This is a genomic window from Rhodococcus ruber, from assembly GCF_027270735.1.
GTDB lineage: Bacteria > Actinomycetota > Actinomycetes > Mycobacteriales > Mycobacteriaceae > Rhodococcoides > Rhodococcoides rubrum_A.
On record NZ_JAPWIJ010000003.1, the window covers coordinates 126,442 to 145,545 of the forward strand.

Below are 19,104 nucleotides of genomic sequence, written 5' to 3' on the forward strand. Positions count from 1 at the left end.
CGCCTGCCCGGAGTGCCGGTGCGACACTTGCGTCGTGACTGCACCGACCTCCACACCCCCGCTCATCGCCGCATGCTCGCAACTCCGGGAGGCCTTCCTCCGAACCGGGTACGACGCGGACGGCGTCCTGACGATGCTCGGCGACGACGCTCACGCGGCACTCGGCCGCAGTGAGCCGGTTCCGGTCCGCAACGCCAGCCGAGGTTCCGGTCCATTGGGCGTTCTGGTGCGCCTGTTTCTTCTCGTCGACGATTGCCCCGAGCCCGACGTCGCCGACGCCATCGCACCCTTGAGTGTCGACGATGCAGTAGCGGCCGGCATCCTCTGCCGCTCCGGGGCCGCGGTGCGGACGTTGCTCGACATTCGGCCGCTCGATGCAGGACACGGCACACGGTGGATCGTCTCGGATCCGGACGGCAGCATGCGAGTAGCCGAGACCGCAGCCGACCACGTGTTGGGCGTCGGCCAAGCCTCCCTGTCACTGCTGCGGGGGACGCCCACGTCCCCGGTCTCGACCGTTCTGGATGTCGGCACCGGCTGCGGCGTCCAGGCCGTCCATGCGTGTGGCTACGCCGAGCAGGTGACCGCGACCGACATCAGCCCGAGATCCATGGATCTCGCGGCCGCGACGATGGCGCTCAACGGCCTCGAGGTGGAGTTGCTGCACGGATCTTGGTTCGAGCCGGTGGCAGGGCGCCGGTTCGATCGCATCGTGGCCAACCCACCGTTCGTCGTCGGGCGCGCCGAAGTGCAGCATTCCTATCGCGATTCCGGTCTCGATCTCGACGGTGCAAGCGCGTTGATGATCGGACAGGCCCCAGAGCACCTGGCCCCGGGCGGCACGGCTGCCATCCTGGCGTCCTGGGTCCATATCCGAGGCGAGGACTGGCGCACGCGGGTGGCGTCGTGGCTGCCTGCGCACGGGGTCGATGCCTGGGTGGTCGAACGCGACGTTGCCGATCCGGCTCTCTACGTCGGTACCTGGATGCGCGACGGTGGCCTCGATCCCCGCGATCCCGCCGCGGCCGCGGTCGCGCAGTCCTGGCTCGACCATTTCGCTGCAGCCGACGTGGAGGGAATCGGCTTCGGCTTCGTCTATCTCCGCCGTACCGATACACCGACCGATCTTCTCGCCGAGGAGCTCACTCATGGCTTCTCGGACCCTCTCGGCAACGAATCGATCGAGTACTTCGCACGATTGGACTGGCTGCGCGAGCACGACATCCTCGACTCTGTGCTCACTCTTGACCCGAACACGGCACTCGAGCGCGTCTATCTACCCGGCGACGAGGGCTGGGCTCCGGTGGCGGTGCGGGTCCATCGCGGAAACGGCCCGCAGTGGCAGCACGACATCGACGAACTCGGTGCAGCATTGCTCGCCGGGCTCCGACCCGATGGTCTGCCGGTCGGTGAACTGGTCGAGTTGCTCGCTGCTGCACACGACGAAGACCCCGAAGATCTGGCTGCGCACGCCGTGACGATGATGCAGGGGCTCGTCCGGCACGGCCTGGTTCGGCCGGTCCGATGAGACCGCCGCGGAGTGCATCACACGAGGTGCCGTTCCCACCGGTCTCAGTTCTCAGCAACTTCTCAGGACAACCATGACGTAATCCCTGGTCACGCGGGTATCAGAAGGATCGGCGTGGGAACTTATCGGAGTCTCCCGAGCGTTGAACCTTGTGAGACACCACCGACCAGGAGGCAAGTCATGACCAGCCCCAGCACCACGATTCGTCCACGGCCCACCGATGCCGATCTGGACGCCCAGAGCCCAGCAGCCGATCTCGTTCGCGTGTACCTCAACGGTATCGGCCGCACGGCGCTGCTGACGGCTGCCGAAGAGGTCGATCTTGCAAAGAGGATCGAGGCTGGTCTGTACGCCAAGCAGGTTCTCGAGAACACCAAGCGTCTGAGCGCGGTCAAGAAGCGCAACCTCGCCATCATCGTTCGCGACGGTAGCGCGGCGCGGAGCCACCTGCTCGAAGCGAATCTTCGCCTGGTCGTCTCTCTTGCCAAGCGCTACACCGGTCGCGGTATGCCTCTGCTCGACCTGATCCAGGAGGGCAACCTGGGTCTGATTCGCGCAATGGAGAAGTTCGACTACGCCAAGGGCTTCAAGTTCTCCACGTACGCGACCTGGTGGATCAGGCAGGCCATCACCCGCGGCATGGCCGATCAGAGCCGCACCATTCGGCTGCCTGTCCACCTGGTCGAGCAGGTCAACAAGCTGGCCAGAATCAAGCGTGAGCTCCATCAGCAGCTCGGCCGTGAGGCGACCGACGAGGAGTTGTCGAGCGAATCCGGCATCGCGGTGGAGAAGATCGCCGATCTGCTCGACCACAGCCGCGACCCGGTCAGCCTGGACATGCCGGTCGGTAGCGACGAAGAAGCACCCCTCGGAGACTTCATCGAGGATTCGGAGGCCACGTCGGCCGAGAATGCCGTCATCGCCGGTTTGCTGCACAGCGACGTCAGAGTCGTGCTCGGCACTCTCGACGAGCGTGAGCAGCAAGTCATCCGACTTCGCTACGGCCTGGACGACGGACAGCCCCGCACTCTCGATCAGATCGGCAAGCTGTTCGGTCTCTCCCGTGAGCGTGTCCGTCAGATCGAGCGCGAGGTGATGGTCAAGCTCCGGCAGGGCGACCGCGCCGAGAAGTTGCGGTCCTACGCCAGCTGATCACAGCCACCGACCGGTGGAGCAGCGGTGAGTATCCCCGTTCGCGCCACCTCGTGCGGTAGCCGAGCCGACATTCCCCCCCCCCGGGACGTCGACTCGGCTTCCGCCATTTCGAAGCCTGTCTCGTTCAGCGCAGCCGACGTGGGCCGAGATCGGCTTTGGTCGGTTCGGGCCCGATACGCACGCGCGCATCGGTGATCTGCGCGCCGTCGGCGGACGCCAGCACCGGCTCGCACGAGATCTCCCTGATATCCGGGATGTCCTCTGCGAGTGCGGATATCCGCTGGACCAGATCGATCAGGGCCTTCTTGTTCACAGGCACCGCATTGCGGTAACCGGACAGCAGCGGTGCCGCCTTCGGTGCGTCGATCAATTGGGCAGCTTCGTCCTCGGTCAGTGGAAGCACCCGAAACGCCCGGTCGCCCAACAGGTCCGAGATGACTCCGGCCAGACCGAACGAGATGAGCGAGCCGAACGAGGGGTCGTCCTGGACCCGTACGACGCAGCCGATTCCCTTGATTGCCATTCGCTGCACGTGCAGCAGCGGCTCGCCCGAATCGGCCGCCAGATTGCGGTACGCCACCCGCACTGCGGAGGCGTCGGCCATGTCGAGGCGAACTCCCCCGAGATCGGGCCGATGTCGCCACCGTTCCCCCGTCGCCTTGACCGCCACCGGGTAGCCCAGCTCGTCGGCTGCCGCCACGGCCTCGTCCTCGTCGGTCACGACGCGGAACGGCACGACCTCCAGCCCATAGCAGGCAAGCAGTTCTGCGGTCTCGAAATCCGACAGCCAGCGTCCCCGGTTGCCGGCCGAACGCCATCGCTCGACCAGGGTCTTGGCACCCTCGGAATCGATGCTCTTGGGGCGAACCAGGTTCGACACCGGTCGCGAACGCCACGAGGAGTAGCGCCACGCCGCGGCCAGAGCAGCAACCGCCCGCTCCGGGCTCGAGTACGAGGGAACCGAACCACGAATCGGATGACCACTCGGTCCTCGCACGGCCAGTACGTCGGGAATTCCTTCGGTGGCGAGAAACGTCGACAGCACGGGCTTGTCGGATCCACGGACGGCGTTTCCCAGAGCCGCCGCGAACGGTTCGACCTCGACCGCAACCGGGGGTACGAACACGACGATGACGGCGTCGATGTCCGACGCAGCCAGGGCCGACGAGACGGCCTCGGCGAAATTCTCGGGACCGGCTTGCGGGCCGACGTCGATCGGGGTGCTCGCATGCAAACCCTTGGCCCTCGCAGCATCGACCGCCAGCACACCGAGCGCGGTCGAGTTCCCGACGACTGCGACCCTCGGTCCGACCGGGAGGGGCTGATTACCGAACAGAACTGCGCAGTCGAACAATTCCGAGATGGTGTCGACCTGAATGACGCCGGCCTGTGCGAACAGAGCACGCACGATCGAATCGTCGATGTCGGCGCCGATCGCATGTGCGGGCGGAACGGCTCCGCGTCCACTCTTGACGGCGATGATGGGTTTGCTGCGCGCCACCCGGCGGGCGATCCTGGTGAACTTTCTCGGATTACCGAAGCTTTCGAGGTACAGCAGGATCACCTCGGTTGCCGGGTCCGAGTCCCAGTACTGCAGCAGATCGTTGCCGGACACGTCGGCTCGGTTGCCTGCCGATACGAACGTCGAGAGACCGAGCCTGCGGTTGGCGGCCTCGTCCAGGATCGCGATGCCGAGAGCGCCGGACTGGCAGAAGAAACCGACGTTGCCGGGCGTCGGCAGATGCGGAGCGAGAGTTGCGTTCAACCCGAACTCAGGATCGGTGTTCGCCACTCCCAGCGCATTGGGCCCGATCAACCGCATCCCGTGTGCCCTCGCTGCGAGTACCAATCTGCGCTCGCTCTCCTGCCCCGCAGGCCCGGTCTCGCCGAATCCGCCCGACACCACCAACAGTGCTTTGACACCCTTGTCCAGACAGTCGTCGAGTACCGCGTCGATGGCGTCGGCCGGAACCGCTGCGATCGCGAGGTCGACCGGGTCGGGAATGTCGTGCACCGTGGCGTAGGCACGAACGCCGCGGACCGACCGGTGGTCGGCATTGACCGGATAGACCGGGCCGGTGAAGTTGCCTGCCAGCAGGTTGGCGAGCACCGCGTTGCCCACCTTGGAGCTGTCCGTCGACGCTCCGATGACGGCCACCGAACGGGGGCTGAGCACGTTGCGTACGCTGCGCGCCTCGGCGGCGCGCTCACGTGAATTGCGCACCGACAGCAACGCCTCGCTCGGATCGATGGCAAATTCCAGCCGCAGCACGCCGCCCTCGAAGGACCTGCTGACCTGGTAGCCCGCTTCCCGAAAGACCGTGACCATGTTCCGATTCTCGGCGAGCACCTCGGCGACGAACATGTTGACGCCGTTCTCGGCGGCGGCTCCTGCGAGATGCTCGAGCAGGATCGGTCCGAGTCCGCGGCCCTGGTGTGCGTCGGCAACGACGAATGCCACTTCGGCCGAGTTGCCGTCGCCTTCGGGCAGACGTTCGTACCGGCCCACCGCGATGATGTCGTCGCCGAGTACGGCGACGAACGCAACGCGGTCGTGGTGATCGACGGTGGTGAAGTTGAGCACGTCCCGCTGCGGCATGGTGGGGTACGGACCGAAATATCGGAGATACCTCGTCCGTTCGGAAAGTCGACCGTGGAAGGCGACGATGCGCTCGGAGTCGGACGGGACGATGGGACGAAGATGCACGACGCCACCGTCGGAGGTCAGTACATCGGCAACCCAGTGGCGCGGGAACGACGTTTCCGCGCGCTCTCGTGCCAGGTCGTGTGCGCTGGGCTCAGCGGCAGGCTCGTCGGACGAGGAGCTCGAAGACGAGGTGCCGGTCCGATCAGTCACGCGGGTCCTCCGGATCGAGGCCGAGCAGCGGAAACACTGCCCGGCGGGTGGCTGTGATCGCCGAGTCGACGCGTTCGAGCGCCCGGTCGGTGCCGTCGGTTCCGGCGAGAGAGCCTCCGGGTCCGTCCCAGGCGGGATAGTCCACGTCTCCCCCGTCACCCATGGTCTGTGGGAGGTCGACACTCGGTGCCATCGTCCGCACTCGCTCACGCCAGGTGTCCGGCAGCGCTGATGTCGGATCGATCTCGCGGCCGAGCGCGGCTGCGATCAGGTATGTCCACGACCGCGGGACCACCCGCACCAGGCCGTATCCCCCGCCGCCGACGGCCAACCATCTGCCCTCGGAGTGCTTGTCCGCGAGATCGCGCATGGCCAGGAATGCAGCGTTCTGGCCGTCGACGGTCAGTGCGAGATCCGCGAGGGGATCCTCTCGGTGGCTGTCCACGCCGCATTGACTGACGATGATCTGGGGCCGGAACGCCCCGACGGCACCGGGAACGATCGCATGGAACGCACGCAGCCACAACCGATCCGCGGTGCCCGGCAGCAACGGGACGTTGATCGAGGTTCCTTCACCGCGTTCGATTCCCACCTCGGTCGACCAACCGGTGTTCGGCCACAACGTCGCTGGATGTTGGTGCAGGGAGACGGTGAGGACGCGGGGGTCGCCGAGAAATGCTGCCTGGACGCCGTCGCCGTGATGGGCGTCGACGTCGATGTAGGCAATTCGGTCGAATCCGTTGTCCAACAACCACGAGATGGCAATCGCGGCGTCGTTGTAGACGCAGAAGCCCGAGGCCCAGTCGGCCATGGCATGGTGCATGCCGCCACCGATACTCACCGCGCGGCGGGCACGACCCGACGCGATCTCGCGGGCCGCGGCCAACGAACCGCCGGCCAGCATGGCGCTCGCCTCGTGCATCTGCGGAAACACCGGGTTGTCGTCGGAACCGAGCCCGTGGACGACGTCGTCGGGGTCACGCAGGGCCGGGCCCTGCGACGGTGCCCGTTTGACCGCCTCGATGTAGGCGCTGGTGTGAAATCGCAGCAGCTCGGAATCCGGGGCGGCGGTGGGCTCGACGAGTTCGACTCCCGCGAGCACTCCGATGTCGGTGGCGAGTGCCATGGTCAGATCGAGTCGAGTGGGATTCATCGGGTGGTCGTCGCTCCACCGGTAGCCGAGGTAGTCCTCGCTCCACACGACGATGTCCTCGGAGCGGTTCGGGATGTACTCGGCGGCGCGCGTCGCCTTGTCAGACATACGGACAAAACTACGTTGTCGGGTGGAATGGTGTGGCACGGTTCCGGTGTTGTGCCTTGTGTCCCCCTGTGAGAAGCCACGGGAATCGACGAGCGCCGTTGTGGTGCGCCGCGCCCGTGCCGGTTGGGTGCAGCGCCGATTTGGGGGCGCTGACGGTAGGATCGAGCCCGACGAAGGGGTTGAGTGTGAAGGATCTGGTCGACACCACGGAGATGTACCTCCGGACGATCTACGATTTGGAAGAAGAGGGTGTGATTCCGCTCCGCGCGCGAATCGCCGAGCGGCTCGAGCAGAGTGGTCCCACCGTCAGTCAAACTGTTGCGCGGATGGAGCGCGACGGCTTGTTGTCCGTCGCGGGAGACCGACACCTGGAGCTGACCGAGAAGGGTCGCAGTCTGGCGGTTGCCGTCATGCGCAAGCACCGCTTGGCGGAGCGTCTGCTCGTGGACATCATCGGTCTGCGCTGGGAAGACGTACACGCCGAGGCGTGCCGTTGGGAGCACGTGATGAGCGAGGAAGTCGAACGTCGTCTGGTCGCCGTGCTGAACAACCCGACCACCTCGCCGTACGGAAACCCCATCCCGGGATTGGCCGAACTCGGTCTCGGTCAGTCGTCCCTTGCTCCCGAGGCGCTCATCCGTCTCACCGATGTTCCGGTCGGCCAGCCGACCGCAGTGGTCGTACGCCGTCTGGCCGAGCACGTTCAGTCCGACCCCGAAGTGATCGCGCAGCTTCGTGAAGCGGGCGTGGTTCCCGACGCTCGGGTTACAGTCGAGGCCAAGCCCGGGTCCGTCACGATCACCGTGCCAGGGCACAGCGGTGTCGACATATCCGACGAAATGGCACATGCCGTCCAGGTGAAGAGGGTCTGACCTCACACTGCCGGCGGTGTCGCAAGCGTGTGAGGGAGAGCGAACAGTGAAGCTTCTGGTTACCGGTGGTGCGGGATACGTCGGCAGTGTGTGTGCAGCCGTACTCCTCGAGCGCGGCCACGACGTCGTCGTCGTGGACAACCTGTCCACCGGGAACCGGGACGCTGTGCCCGCTGGTGCCACGTTCGTCGAGGGCGATGTCAAAAACGTGGCTGCGGAGGTGCTGAGCGGCGGCGATTTCGATGCCGTACTGCACTTCGCCGCACAGTCGCTCGTGGGCGAGTCGGTGGTCGCGCCCGACAAATACTGGAGCGGGAACGTGGTCACCTCGCTGGCCCTGCTCGACGCGATGCGGGCGTCCGGAACTCCGAAACTGGTGTTCTCCTCGACCGCAGCCACCTACGGCGAACCCGAGAAGACACCGATCACCGAGGAGGCCCCTACCCGGCCGACCAATCCCTACGGTGCCACCAAACTGGCGATCGACAATGCGATCACGTCCTATGCGTCGGCGTACGGTCTCGCCGCCACCAGCCTCCGATACTTCAACGTCGCCGGTGCCTACAACGGCTTCGGTGAGAATCGTGTAGTCGAGACCCATCTGATTCCGCTCGTGCTGCAGGTTGCGCTCGGGCAGCGCGAGAAGATCTCGGTGTTCGGCACCGACTGGCCCACTGCCGACGGATCAGCCGTCCGGGACTACATCCACGTCGCGGATCTGGCCGAGGCGCACATCCTTGCGGTCGACGCGGCGCAGCCGGGTGAGCACACCATCTACAACCTCGGTAGCGGTACCGGCTTCTCGGTCCACGAGGTCATCTCGTCCTGCGAAAGGGTCACCGGACTGCCCATCGCCGTCGAACACGCTCCCCGGCGCGCGGGCGATCCTGCCGTTCTCATCGCCTCCAGTGCACGAGCAATGGAGGAGCTGAAATGGTCGCCGGAGCTCACCGATCTCGATCGGATCGTGGCCGACGCCTGGGCTTTTCTGCAGCAACTCGGCGATCGTTCCCACGCCGCACACTGACGAGCCGACAGCGCCGTCAGCGGCGACCGAACGGGTCGCCGGGTAGCCGAACGCCGCATGCACGTGCACACGCGAATCCACTCTCGGCGACTTCGCGAACCAGTTCCGGGCCGGCACCGGCACTGAGCGATCTGTCCAGCAATCGCGCCAGGCTGTACTTCTCGTCCGCTTCCAGGGCCGCATCGATCGCGATACGGGCCATCGGTCCGTCGCCGCGAACGTACGCGCTGAACGCCAGAAGCGTTGCAGCGATGGCTCTCTCGCGCCGTGGCAGCACACGGGAGATCATCGCCCAGAATTCCTCGACAAACCCCGCATCGTCACCGAGTGTCAAGGCAAGCAACGCGTCGCGAACCTGAACCGCGCGGATCGCGACTGCGATCCGAGCAATGTCGACCGGGTCCAGTTCTGTGTCGTACGGGGCCCGCGCGACGTACGACAGGACGGCTGTCAATTCATCGGTGCGAGAACGTCCGCGGGGACCGAGGCGCGCGATCTCGGCGGCCACGGCTTGCACGGTGGCCTCGGGGCCCGGCGCGATGGTCTCGGCCAGCTCGCACCTCGACCGTCGAACCGAGTAACCATCGAGCACGCGGGCGACGGTCAGCGGCGACGTCGACGGATCGGATATTCGGCCGTGCCGCTGCGGCCCGGACACCGACCACCACACGGCGGAGTCGGCGATCTCCGCCGCCGCGAGGGCCGCACTGAGCTCTATCCCGAACGATACGAGGGTCGTGACCAGCTCCCCCACCACAGCCTCGACATCGAGCAGGTGGGCACCTCGGACGGCCCGGTCGAGGCGGTCGTCGACGAACACCGCAATCACGGCGGGGATGTTCTCCGACGCGCAATAGCCCGCCAGATAGCCGATGACGTCGAGCATCTCCGGTGTCACCCTCGAGCCGCTGCCCAAGCGCCGATCGATGCGTTCACCTGCCAGCACCAAGTCGTGACGCATCGTGGGCCCGACGCTCGCGCCACCGTCCCTGACCCCGATGAGCACGAGAGAACGGTGGGGATGAAAGCCGAGCATGGCCGGTACCGCTGCCATCAGATCGCTCTCGTCGCCGAGTCGCACGCGGCGACGAGATTCGAAGTTGTCGTGAGAATTCGTCGGTGTGTACATGACAGGAATTCTCACGGCACCGTCATCATGAAACGCAGCGCGAGCTGGGGTTCCGTACTGCCCTGTGGACAACGAGCCTGCTGTGGACGAACGGTGTCGCACGCGCAGTCCTCCACCGATATCTGTCGGCCCCTTCTGCTAAGTGCGCGTCACCCCTGCTTGACCTTCTGCACAGCCGCGGTGAACAGCTCGTCCAGCGTCATCGCGTCGGGAGTCTCGGAACCGAACGACATGAAGGTGGCCGACACCCGCACATTGTCGATCTGTGCCATCAGCGTCAGCATCGACTGAGTAACCGCGTCGCCACCGGCTCCCGACGCCACCGTCTGACGGACGGCCAAGGTGTCGTCCGCATCGATCGGAGGTGCAGGGGTCAGCGTGGAGGTCACCGTCGAGGTTGCGCCCGATTTGGTGGCCGTCACCTCGCCGCACTGCTCGAGCTGCTCCATTCGGGTCGAAAGCGGCTCGTCGACTGCGGTCAATTCGATCGAGATGGTCGACCGACTGTCGTTGTCGGTGCCGACGATCATGGCCGTGCCCGTGGGGCCGAAATCCTGGTCGGCGGGCTTGCAGCCCGCCGGGCTGACCTCGGCACCGGCCGGTATTCCGCTGAGATCGGGTGCGGCCTGCGAGATCGCCTGCTGCGGCAGTACCAGGGCGTCGTACGGTGCCGGGAAGCTGGACGGGTCGATCAGCAACGAGTTCAGATCCGCACCGGACTGCGACGACGAGGTGGGGGCACCCGCGCTGGGCTCGGGAGTGCCGGTCACGGTGGAGCTGCAGCCGACCAGCACGAGAGCTGCGATCGCTGCCGAGGTCGCGGCGATGGACAGGCGGGTTCTGCGTGCGGCGGGGCTCACAAGACGTCCTCTTCGGGTCGGTGGGACGCCGCAGCTCACGCTCCGGCGTCCCACCACTGTCTCATTCCGACCACCTCGAACGCGGCAGGCGACCCGCCGCAGTGTCGCGAATTCAGCTGCCGCGGGCGATCCATTCCTCGAGGTGTGGTGCTTCGTCGCCGATGCGGGTTCCGTCTCCGTGGCCGGTGTTGACGCGGGTGTCGGCGGGAAGCGCGAACAAGCGGTCGCGGATGGACCCGATGATGGTCGGGAAATCCGAGTACGACCGTCCGGTGGCTCCGGGACCGCCGGAGAAGAGGGTGTCGCCGGAGAACAACTGCCCCGCGTCGGGCAGATACAGGCACGTCGATCCGGGTGAGTGGCCCGGGGTGTGCAGCGCGAGGATGTCGGTTCCGGCGACGGTGATGCGCTGACCGTCCTCGAGGGTCGAGTGCCCGACACCGGGGTGGGTCTGCTGCCACAGCATGTCGTCGGCGGGGTGCAGCAGGATCGGCGTATCGAGGCTGTCGGAGAGTTCGGGGGCGACGGTCACGTGATCGTTGTGTCCGTGGGTGCAGACGATGGCAGTGACGGTCCGGCCGGCGACGGCGTCGATGATCGGGGCTGCGGTGTGCGCGGCGTCGACGATGACGACCTCGTCGTCGTCGCCGATCAGCCAGATGTTGTTCTCGACATCCCAGGTGCCGCCGTCGAGGCTGAAGGTGCCGGAGGTGACGACGTTCTGGACACGAAAGGTCCCGCTCACAGGACCACCACCGACCGCAGCACGGTGCCCTGATGCATCTTGTCGAACGCGGCCTCGACGTCCTCGATGCCGATCCGTTCGGAGACGAATTTCTCGAGCGGTAACCGGCCCTGTTGATACAGGTCGACCAACTGTGGGAAGTCGCGTTCGGGTAGGCAGTCGCCGTACCAGGACGATTTCAGCGAGCCGCCGTGGGAGAAGAAGTCGATCAGCGGCATCTCGAGGGTCATCTCCGGTGTCGGGACACCGACGAGGACGACGGTGCCGGCCAGGTCGCGGGCGTAGAAGGCTTGTTTCCAGGTTTCCGGGCGGCCGACGGCGTCGATGACCACGTCGGCGCCGAAGCCCCCGGTGAGTTCCTGGATGGCCTCGACGGCGTCGAGAACGGAGGAGTCGACGGTGTGGGTGGCGCCGAGTTCGAGGGCCCAGTCGAGTTTTCCTTTGTCGCGGTCGACGGCGATGATCGTCGATGCCCCCGCCAGGCGGGCTCCGGCGATTGCGGCATCACCGACACCACCGCAGCCGATGACGGCGACCGAATCTCCGCGTGAGACGTGGCCGGTGTTCATCGCGGCCCCGAGTCCGGCCATCACCCCGCAGCCGAGCAGTCCGACGACGGCGGGATCGGCGTCGGCGGCGACCTTGGTGCACTGTCCTTCGTGGACGAGGGTCTTCTCGGCGAACGCACCGATCCCCAGGGCGGGGGTCAGTTCGGTGCCGTCGTCGAGGGTCATCTTCTGGGCGGCGTTGTGGGTGTCGAAGCAGTACCACGGGGTGCCGCGTTTGCAGGCGCGGCATTCTCCGCACACCGCGCGCCAGTTGAGGACGACGAAGTCGCCGACCTCGACGTGCTCGACGCGATCGCCGATGGTCTCGACGATGCCGGCGGCTTCGTGTCCGAGCAGGAACGGGAACTCGTCGTTGATGCCGCCCTCGCGGTAGTGCAGGTCGGTGTGGCAGACCCCGCAGGCCTGAATGTTCACGACGACCTCGTTCGGGCCGGGATCGGGAATGGTGATCGTCTCGATGGAGACGGGTGCGCCCTTGCTCTTGGCGACGACGGCACGGACCTGCTGCGGCATGTGTTCCTCCACTGAAAATCGTTTGTTGCGTGCTCGGTTCAGCCTCGCACAACGCATCAGCACGTGGCGACATCTGCATGGGTTGGGCGTACCGAATCGTGGAGTTCACAAGGTTGTGACCGGGTGGGCACGCAGTCTTTGCGTGCGCCCGGTACCTATGAGAAATGTCTGAACCCATGGAGTACGACCTGGTGGTCATCGGCTCCGGCCCCGGCGGCCAGAAGGCGGCCATCGCGGCTGCGAAGCTCGGCAAGCGAGTGGCGATCGTGGAGAAGGGACACATGCTCGGCGGGGTCTGTGTCAATACCGGGACCATCCCGTCCAAGACTCTGCGTGAGGCCGTTCTGTACCTCACGGGCATGAACCAACGTGAGCTGTACGGGGCGAGCTACCGGGTGAAGGCCGACATCACTCCGGCCGATCTGCTGGCGCGGACCCAGCACGTCATCGGCAAGGAGATCGAGGTGGTGCGCTCGCAATTGCTGCGCAACCGCATCGAATTGATCACCGGTGTCGGCAGGTTCGTCGATGCGCACACCATCGCGATCGAGGACGACTCGCGAGGCGAGCGCATCACCGTGACAGCCGCCAACGTGGTGATCGCCACCGGAACCGCGCCGGCGCGTCCCGCGGACGTCGCATTCGACGACTATCGGGTACTCGACTCCGACGGAATACTCAATCTCGAGTTCATCCCGGCTTCGATGGTGGTCGTCGGAGCAGGCGTGATCGGGATCGAGTACGCGTCGATGTTCGCGGCCCTCGGCACCAAGGTCACGGTCGTCGAGAAACGCGATTCGATGCTCGATTTCTGCGATCGCGAAATCATCGAGTCGTTGCAGTTTCATCTCCGCGATCTCGCCGTGACGTTCCGCTTCGGTGAGGCGGTCACCGCGGTCGACGTGGGCCCGAACGGTACCGTCACCACGCTCGCGAGCGGCAAGCGCATTCCGGCGGAGACGGTGATGTACTCGGCCGGACGCCAAGGACTGACCACGGCGCTCGAACTCGAGAACGCAGGGCTGGAGGCGGACGCGCGCGGCCGCATCTTCGTCGACGAGCATTTCCAGACCAAGGTCGATCACATCTATGCCGTCGGCGATGTCATCGGGTTCCCGGCGCTGGCGGCGACGTCGATGGATCAGGGCAGGCTGGCGGCGTATCACGCGTTCGGCGAGTCCAGCGCGAAACTGACCGACCTCCAGCCCATCGGCATCTACTCGATCCCCGAGGTGTCGTACGTCGGTGCGACCGAGGTCGATCTGACGAAGGGGTCGATTCCCTACGAGGTGGGAGTGTCGAGGTATCGCGAACTGGCCCGCGGCCAGATTGCCGGTGACTCGTACGGAATGTTGAAGTTGCTCGTCTCCACCGAGGATCGGTCGATTCTCGGTGTGCACATCTTCGGGTCCGGGGCGACGGATCTGGTGCACATCGGACAGGCGGTCATGGGATGCGGCGGCACCGTCGATTACCTCGTCGACGCCGTGTTCAACTATCCGACTCTGTCCGAGGCGTACAAGGTTGCCGCGCTCGATGTCACCAACAAGATCCGCGCGCTGGCCAACTTCGACCGCTGACGGGCGCCTCGAAGCCCCGAGTGACCACTGGGGAATGAACGACGGCCGTTCCGTTGTTCTTTCCATCAGTGATTCGCCACGTTCGACGTCGGCGCGTACACGATGCAAACGAAGGGTCGGCGTATTCTGACCCGGATCCACATCGAGGTACCGACGAGTCGATCCGAAAGGGGCCCGGCCATGACCGAACAGTCGAAGATGTACGAGCTGGAATTTCCGGCACCGCAAATCTTCTCCGACGACGGCGTCGGACCCGTCCTCGTGCACGGCCTGGAGGGATTCTCCGACGCCGGTCACGCAGTGAAGTTGGCGACGACCCATCTGCGCGAGAGCCTCGAATCCGAGCTGGTGGCGTCGTTCGACGTCGACGAGTTGATCGACTACCGGTCCCGTCGGCCGACGATGACGTTCAAGTCCGACCACTTCTCGGACTACGACGCTCCCGAGTTGAACCTCTACGCAGTCAAGGACCGAGCCGGTACGCCCTTCCTGCTTCTGGCCGGTATGGAGCCGGACCTGCGGTGGGAGAAGTTCACCACCGCCGTCCGCCTCCTCGCCGAGCAGCTCGGTGTTCGGCGCACCATCGGTCTCGGCTCCATCCCGATGGCAATTCCGCATACGCGCCCGCTCGGGGTCACGGCCCATGCCAGCGACCGCGAGCTGGTCAAAGAGGGAAACAGCTGGGCGGGCGACCTGCAGGTGCCCGGAAGTGCGTCGTCACTGCTCGAGCTCCGGATGGCCCAGCACGGCCACGAGTCGATGGGGTTCTCGGTGCACGTTCCGCACTACCTCGCCCAGACGGACTACCCCGGTGCTGCCGAGACTCTGCTCGAGAACGTCAGCGAAGCCGCCGAGCTCGATCTTCCACTCGCCGCACTCGGCGAGGCCGCGGCGCGAGTTCGCGAACAGGTGAACGAGCACATCACCGGAAACGACGAGGTGCAGTCGGTGGTGCAGGCGCTGGAGCGTCAGTACGACACGTACGTCGCCGCACAGGAGCAGCAGTCGACGTTGCTGGCCGGTGACGAGCCGTTGCCGAGCGGTGACGAGCTCGGTGCCGAATTCGAGCGTTTCCTGGCCGAACAAGCCGGCCTCGACGAGGGCGACGACACCGACCCGCAGTGACACGACACCCGGCGACAGTGTGAGCAGTCACAGCGTGGCGTCGTAGCAGCGGTCGAATCGGACAGCGGGAGCGGATCGAAACATACCTGTAACCGCAAATACGCTCGATGTTCTGCCCTGAGCGTCATCTCGTGCGAGAGTCGTGTCGACACGTACTCCGGTATGTACCGTCAACACACTCGTACACGGCGACGCCGTACGGTGCCGCGCGTGCGGCGCACACCAGGGAATGTCAGGAGGCGCAGATGGCCACCACTCCGCGCAGTCGCAAGCTCCGCCCGGTTCCCGACGAAGAACCACGGTTGATCTTCCGGACCATTCACGGATACCGGCGAGCGTTTCGCATGGCCGGTGAGGGCCCGGTGGTGTTGTTGATCCATGGCATCGGCGACAACTCCGAGACGTGGAACGAGGTCATTCCGCACCTTGCGAAGAACTACACCGTGATCGCGCCGGACCTTCTCGGACACGGACGCTCGGACAAGCCCCGCGCGGATTACTCCGTCGCCGCGTATGCGAACGGGATGCGCGACCTGCTCTCGGTTCTCGGCATCGAGCACGTCACCGTCATCGGACATTCACTCGGCGGCGGCGTTGCGATGCAGTTCGCTTATCAGTTTCCCAACATGGTCGACAGGCTGGCGCTGGTGTCCTCCGGTGGCGTCACCAAGGACGTGCACCCCATTCTTCGGCTGGCGTCGATGCCGTTCCTGAGCGAGGCGGTCAAACTACTCCGCCTACCGGGCGCGATACCCGCGGTCAAGCTGGCCGGCGGAGTACTCAGCAAGCTGCACAGCTCACCGTTGCGACCGGGTTCGCTGCTGCACGACACCCCGGATCTGATTCGGGTGTTGAGTGAGCTGCCTGCACCGACCACGTACGAGGCGTATCTGCGGACCCTGCGCGCTGTGGTGGACTGGCGAGGTCAGGTGGTCACGATGCTGGACCGCTGCTATCTCACCGAGAACCTGCCCGTCCTGCTCGTCTGGGGTGATCAGGATTCCGTCATTCCGGTCAGCCATGCGCGCCTCGCCCACTCGGCCATGCCGGGCTCGACTCTGGAGGTGTTCGAGAACTCCGGACATTTCCCGTTCCGTGACGACCCCATGCGTTTCCTGCAGGTGGTGGAGGACTTCATCGACTCGACCCCGTCTTTGACCTTCGACGAGGTGCGGTGGCGGAATCTGCTCATCACCGGCGTCGGTGAGGACATGATCACCGGAAGCGCCAGCACCCGGATGGCCGTTCTCGGCGCCATGGGTTCGGACGAGCGCAGCGCTACCTGACGCCCCGCCTCGGCCACGGGGCTCGGTGTCGATGCGGGACGGAAGGCAGATCCCACATAGCCTGTAGAGGTGCTCCTCACCGAACTGATTCCCGAAGTCTCCGCCGAGAATTCCGACGGCGTCGACCCGGACGTCCTGTTCGACACCTTCACCAGCTGGACCGCCGATCGAGGTCTGACCCTCTATCCCGCGCAAGAGGAAGCCCTCATCGAGCTGGTCTCCGGCTCCAACGTCATCCTCGCGACCCCCACCGGTTCGGGCAAGTCGATGGTGGCCATCGGGGCCCATTACGCCGCGATGGCCGCAGGCATTCGTAGCTTCTACACCGCGCCGATCAAGGCACTGGTCAGTGAGAAGTTCTTCGCCCTGTGCGAGATCTTCGGTGCCCAGAACGTCGGCATGATGACCGGCGACGCGTCCGTCAATTCCGGAGCCCCGATCATCTGCGCCACCGCCGAGATCGTTGCGAACCTCGCTTTGCGCCAGGGTGCCGGCTCGGACATCGGCCAGGTGATCATGGACGAGTTCCATTACTACTCCGAACCGGATCGAGGGTGGGCCTGGCAGGTTCCGCTGATCGAGCTGCCGCACGCTCAGTTCCTGCTGATGTCGGCGACGTTGGGCGACGTGTCCTTCTTCCGAGACGATCTGACCAGGCGCACCGGACGAACCACGACGGTCGTCTCCGGCACCGAGCGCCCGGTTCCGTTGATGTTCTCCTACGTCACGACTCCGATCAGCGAGACCATCGAAGAACTGGTGCAGACGCACCTCGCTCCGGTGTACGTCGTGCATTTCACTCAGGCTTCGGCTCTCGAACGCGCTCAGGCATTGACGAGCGTCAACGTCGCGTCCAAACAGGAGAAAGCCGAGATCACAGAGGCCATCGGCAACTTCCGGTTCACCACCGGATTCGGCAAGACTCTGTCGAGGCTGGTCCGACACGGCATCGGCGTCCACCACGCCGGCATGCTGCCCAAGTATCGGCGCTTGGTCGAGAAGCTCGCGCAGGACGGCCTGCTCAAGGTGATCTGTGGGACCGACACACTGGGCGTGGGTATCAACGTTCCCATTCGGACAGTGCTGTTCACCGGACTCACCAAGTACGACGGCATCAGGACCCGCAAGCTGCGAGCCCGCGAGTTCCATCAGATCGCAGGCCGCGCGGGCCGGGCGGGATACGACACGCTCGGCACGGTCGTCGTCGAGGCCCCGGAGCACGACATCGAGAATGCGCGGCTGGTGGCCAAGGCCGGCGACGATCCCAAGAAGCTCAAGCGAGTGCAACGCAAGAAAGCGCCCGACGGTTTCGTCTCGTGGGGCGAGCCGACATTCGAGCGAATCATCGCAGCGAGCCCCGAGCCGCTCACCTCCCGGTTCTCGGTGAGCAACGCAATGCTGCTCAATGTCATTGCACGGCCGGGCAATTGCTTCTACGCCATGCGCCACCTGCTCGAAGACAACCACGAGACCCGGCCCGCTCAACGCAAACACATTCTGCGTGCACTCTCGCTGTATCGCGGGTTGGTCGACGCGGGCATCGTCGAGCAACTCGACGGGCCGGACGCCGACGGTCGACACGCTCGACTCACCGTGGACCTACAACCGGATTTCGCACTCAACCAGCCGCTGTCCACCTTCGCGGTCGCATCATTCGAGCTTCTCGACGTCGAGTCGCCCACCCACGCACTCGATGTGGTGTCGATCATCGAATCGACGCTCGACGATCCTCGCCAGATCCTGATGGCGCAGCAGCATGCTGCGCGCGGTGAAGCGGTCTCGCAGATGAAGGCCGACGGCATCGAATACGACGAGAGAATGGAGTTGCTCGAGGAGGTCACCTGGCCGAAACCACTTGCAGAACTGCTGGTTCCGGCGTTCGAGATCTACCGCGGCACCCACCCCTGGCTCTCCGAGATCGGGCTGTCGCCCAAATCCGTCGTACGCGACATGGTCGAGCGAGCGATGACCTTCGCCGAGCTGATCAGTCACTACGGATTGATGCGATCGGAGGGACTGGTGCTGCGCTACCTCGCCGACGCCTATCGCACACTGCGCCAGACGGTTCCGCCGGAATCTCGAACGGAGGAGGTCCAGGACATCACCGAATGGCTGGGCGAACTCGTCCGACAGGTGGATTCGAGTCTGCTCGACGAGTGGGAGAACCTGACCGACCCCGGCGCCGAGCCCGAAGCCCTCGTCGAGGCATACGGATCCGACGCGCCGCGTCCGATCTCGGCCAATCCCAGGGCTTTCCGGGTGCTGGCCCGCAACGCGATCTTCCGTCGGGTCGATCTGGCGGCGCGTCGCCAGTGGAATGCGCTCGACGAATTGGACGACGGTCCGGATTGGGAAGCAGAGCTGGATCCGTTCTTCGCCGAGTACGGCGAGATCGGAACCGGTCCCTCGGCCCGTGGTCCTGCACTGTTCACCCTGAATGTCGGTGCAGAATCCACCACGGTGCGTCAGGTACTCGAGGATCCGGACGGGGACCACGGTTGGTCGCTCGACGCGGTTGTCGACGTGCCGGAATCCGATGCCGCCGGCGAGATCGTGTTCGACGAGATCGTGATCACTGCAGGCTGATACCGTCCGAG

Annotated in this window: 14 protein-coding genes; 8 read left to right on the forward strand and 6 right to left on the reverse strand. The window is 65.4% G+C overall.

The genetic code is table 11. The annotated features are described in order from the left end of the window. Positions 1–34: 34 nt before the first annotated feature. Both O4220_RS07780 and O4220_RS07785 read left to right on the forward strand, forming a co-directional pair. Entirely contained in the window at positions 35–1,528 is a 1,494-nt protein-coding gene (locus tag O4220_RS07780) for a DUF7059 domain-containing protein (protein ID WP_269603089.1), read from the forward strand. A gap of 180 nt (positions 1,529–1,708) precedes the next feature. After that, the gene (locus O4220_RS07785) at positions 1,709–2,680 is read left to right on the forward strand and encodes a sigma-70 family RNA polymerase sigma factor (protein WP_032377730.1); all 972 of its coding nucleotides are present in this window, start codon (positions 1,709–1,711) and stop codon (positions 2,678–2,680) included. A gap of 127 nt (positions 2,681–2,807) precedes the next feature. On the opposite strand, the gene O4220_RS07790 is transcribed toward O4220_RS07785, so the two are convergent. Together O4220_RS07790 and O4220_RS07795 are read right to left on the reverse strand one after the other, a co-directional pair. Next, positions 2,808–5,465 (reverse strand): bifunctional GNAT family N-acetyltransferase/acetate--CoA ligase family protein, encoded by a 2,658-nt coding sequence (locus O4220_RS07790; protein ID WP_269603571.1) that lies wholly within the window; start codon positions 5,463–5,465, stop codon positions 2,808–2,810. A gap of 67 nt (positions 5,466–5,532) precedes the next feature. Then, a complete protein-coding gene (locus O4220_RS07795; protein ID WP_269603090.1) occupies positions 5,533–6,801 on the reverse strand; it encodes an acetoin utilization protein AcuC in 1,269 nt (422 codons plus the stop codon). A gap of 185 nt (positions 6,802–6,986) precedes the next feature. Here O4220_RS07795 and O4220_RS07800 point away from each other — a divergent pair, with 185 nt between their 5' ends. Both O4220_RS07800 and galE read left to right on the forward strand, forming a co-directional pair. Then, positions 6,987–7,673, forward strand: a complete 687-nt coding sequence (locus tag O4220_RS07800) for a metal-dependent transcriptional regulator (RefSeq protein ID WP_269603091.1) — start codon at positions 6,987–6,989, stop codon at positions 7,671–7,673. Between the two features lie 46 nt (positions 7,674–7,719). Then, positions 7,720–8,700, forward strand: coding sequence for a UDP-glucose 4-epimerase GalE (gene galE, locus O4220_RS07805; protein ID WP_269603092.1), 981 nt, complete (start codon positions 7,720–7,722; stop codon positions 8,698–8,700). 16 nt (positions 8,701–8,716) lie between these two features. On the opposite strand, the gene O4220_RS07810 is transcribed toward galE, so the two are convergent. The 4 genes from O4220_RS07810 to O4220_RS07825 all read right to left on the reverse strand — a co-directional run bounded on the left by O4220_RS07810 (position 8,717) and on the right by O4220_RS07825 (position 12,516). Then, positions 8,717–9,829, reverse strand: coding sequence for a DUF4192 domain-containing protein (locus O4220_RS07810; protein WP_269603093.1), 1,113 nt, complete (start codon positions 9,827–9,829; stop codon positions 8,717–8,719). Between the two features lie 149 nt (positions 9,830–9,978). Then, positions 9,979–10,689, reverse strand: coding sequence for a DUF5642 family protein (locus tag O4220_RS07815; RefSeq protein ID WP_269603094.1), 711 nt, complete (start codon positions 10,687–10,689; stop codon positions 9,979–9,981). A 112-nt stretch (positions 10,690–10,801) separates the two neighbouring features. Further along, positions 10,802–11,434 (reverse strand): MBL fold metallo-hydrolase, encoded by a 633-nt coding sequence (locus tag O4220_RS07820; RefSeq protein ID WP_269603095.1) that lies wholly within the window; start codon positions 11,432–11,434, stop codon positions 10,802–10,804. Further along, entirely contained in the window at positions 11,431–12,516 is a 1,086-nt protein-coding gene (locus tag O4220_RS07825) for an S-(hydroxymethyl)mycothiol dehydrogenase (protein ID WP_269603096.1), read from the reverse strand. The genes O4220_RS07820 and O4220_RS07825 overlap by 4 nt, the downstream gene beginning before the upstream one ends. Before the next feature lie 164 nt (positions 12,517–12,680). Between O4220_RS07825 and sthA the strand changes: the two genes are divergently transcribed. The 4 genes from sthA to O4220_RS07845 all read left to right on the forward strand — a co-directional run bounded on the left by sthA (position 12,681) and on the right by O4220_RS07845 (position 19,093). Then, on the forward strand, positions 12,681–14,096 hold the full coding sequence (gene sthA / locus O4220_RS07830) for a Si-specific NAD(P)(+) transhydrogenase (RefSeq protein ID WP_032377726.1): 1,416 nt from the start codon (positions 12,681–12,683) through the stop codon (positions 14,094–14,096). A 180-nt stretch (positions 14,097–14,276) separates the two neighbouring features. After that, positions 14,277–15,221, forward strand: a complete 945-nt coding sequence (locus O4220_RS07835; protein WP_269603097.1) for a proteasome assembly chaperone family protein — start codon at positions 14,277–14,279, stop codon at positions 15,219–15,221. 245 nt (positions 15,222–15,466) lie between these two features. Next, positions 15,467–16,507, forward strand: coding sequence for an alpha/beta fold hydrolase (locus O4220_RS07840; RefSeq protein WP_032377724.1), 1,041 nt, complete (start codon positions 15,467–15,469; stop codon positions 16,505–16,507). A gap of 69 nt (positions 16,508–16,576) precedes the next feature. Further along, positions 16,577–19,093 carry a DEAD/DEAH box helicase gene (locus tag O4220_RS07845; RefSeq protein ID WP_269603098.1) on the forward strand — a complete coding sequence of 839 codons (2,517 nt, stop codon included), beginning with the start codon at positions 16,577–16,579 and terminating at the stop codon, positions 19,091–19,093. Positions 19,094–19,104: the final 11 nt, after the last annotated feature.

Bases quoted from the DNA above. Each gene is read 5' to 3' on its own strand.
- O4220_RS07785 (WP_032377730.1), top strand. From the start codon at position 1,709: ATGACCAGCCCCAGCACCACGATTCGTCCACGGCCCACCGATGCCGAT.
- O4220_RS07795 (WP_269603090.1), bottom strand. From the start codon at position 6,801: ATGTCTGACAAGGCGACGCGCGCCGCCGAGTACATCCCGAACCGCTCC.
- O4220_RS07810 (WP_269603093.1), bottom strand. From the start codon at position 9,829: ATGTACACACCGACGAATTCTCACGACAACTTCGAATCTCGTCGCCGC.
- O4220_RS07825 (WP_269603096.1), bottom strand. From the start codon at position 12,516: ATGCCGCAGCAGGTCCGTGCCGTCGTCGCCAAGAGCAAGGGCGCACCC.
- sthA (WP_032377726.1), top strand. From the start codon at position 12,681: ATGTCTGAACCCATGGAGTACGACCTGGTGGTCATCGGCTCCGGCCCC.
- O4220_RS07835 (WP_269603097.1), top strand. From the start codon at position 14,277: ATGACCGAACAGTCGAAGATGTACGAGCTGGAATTTCCGGCACCGCAA.
- O4220_RS07840 (WP_032377724.1), top strand. From the start codon at position 15,467: ATGGCCACCACTCCGCGCAGTCGCAAGCTCCGCCCGGTTCCCGACGAA.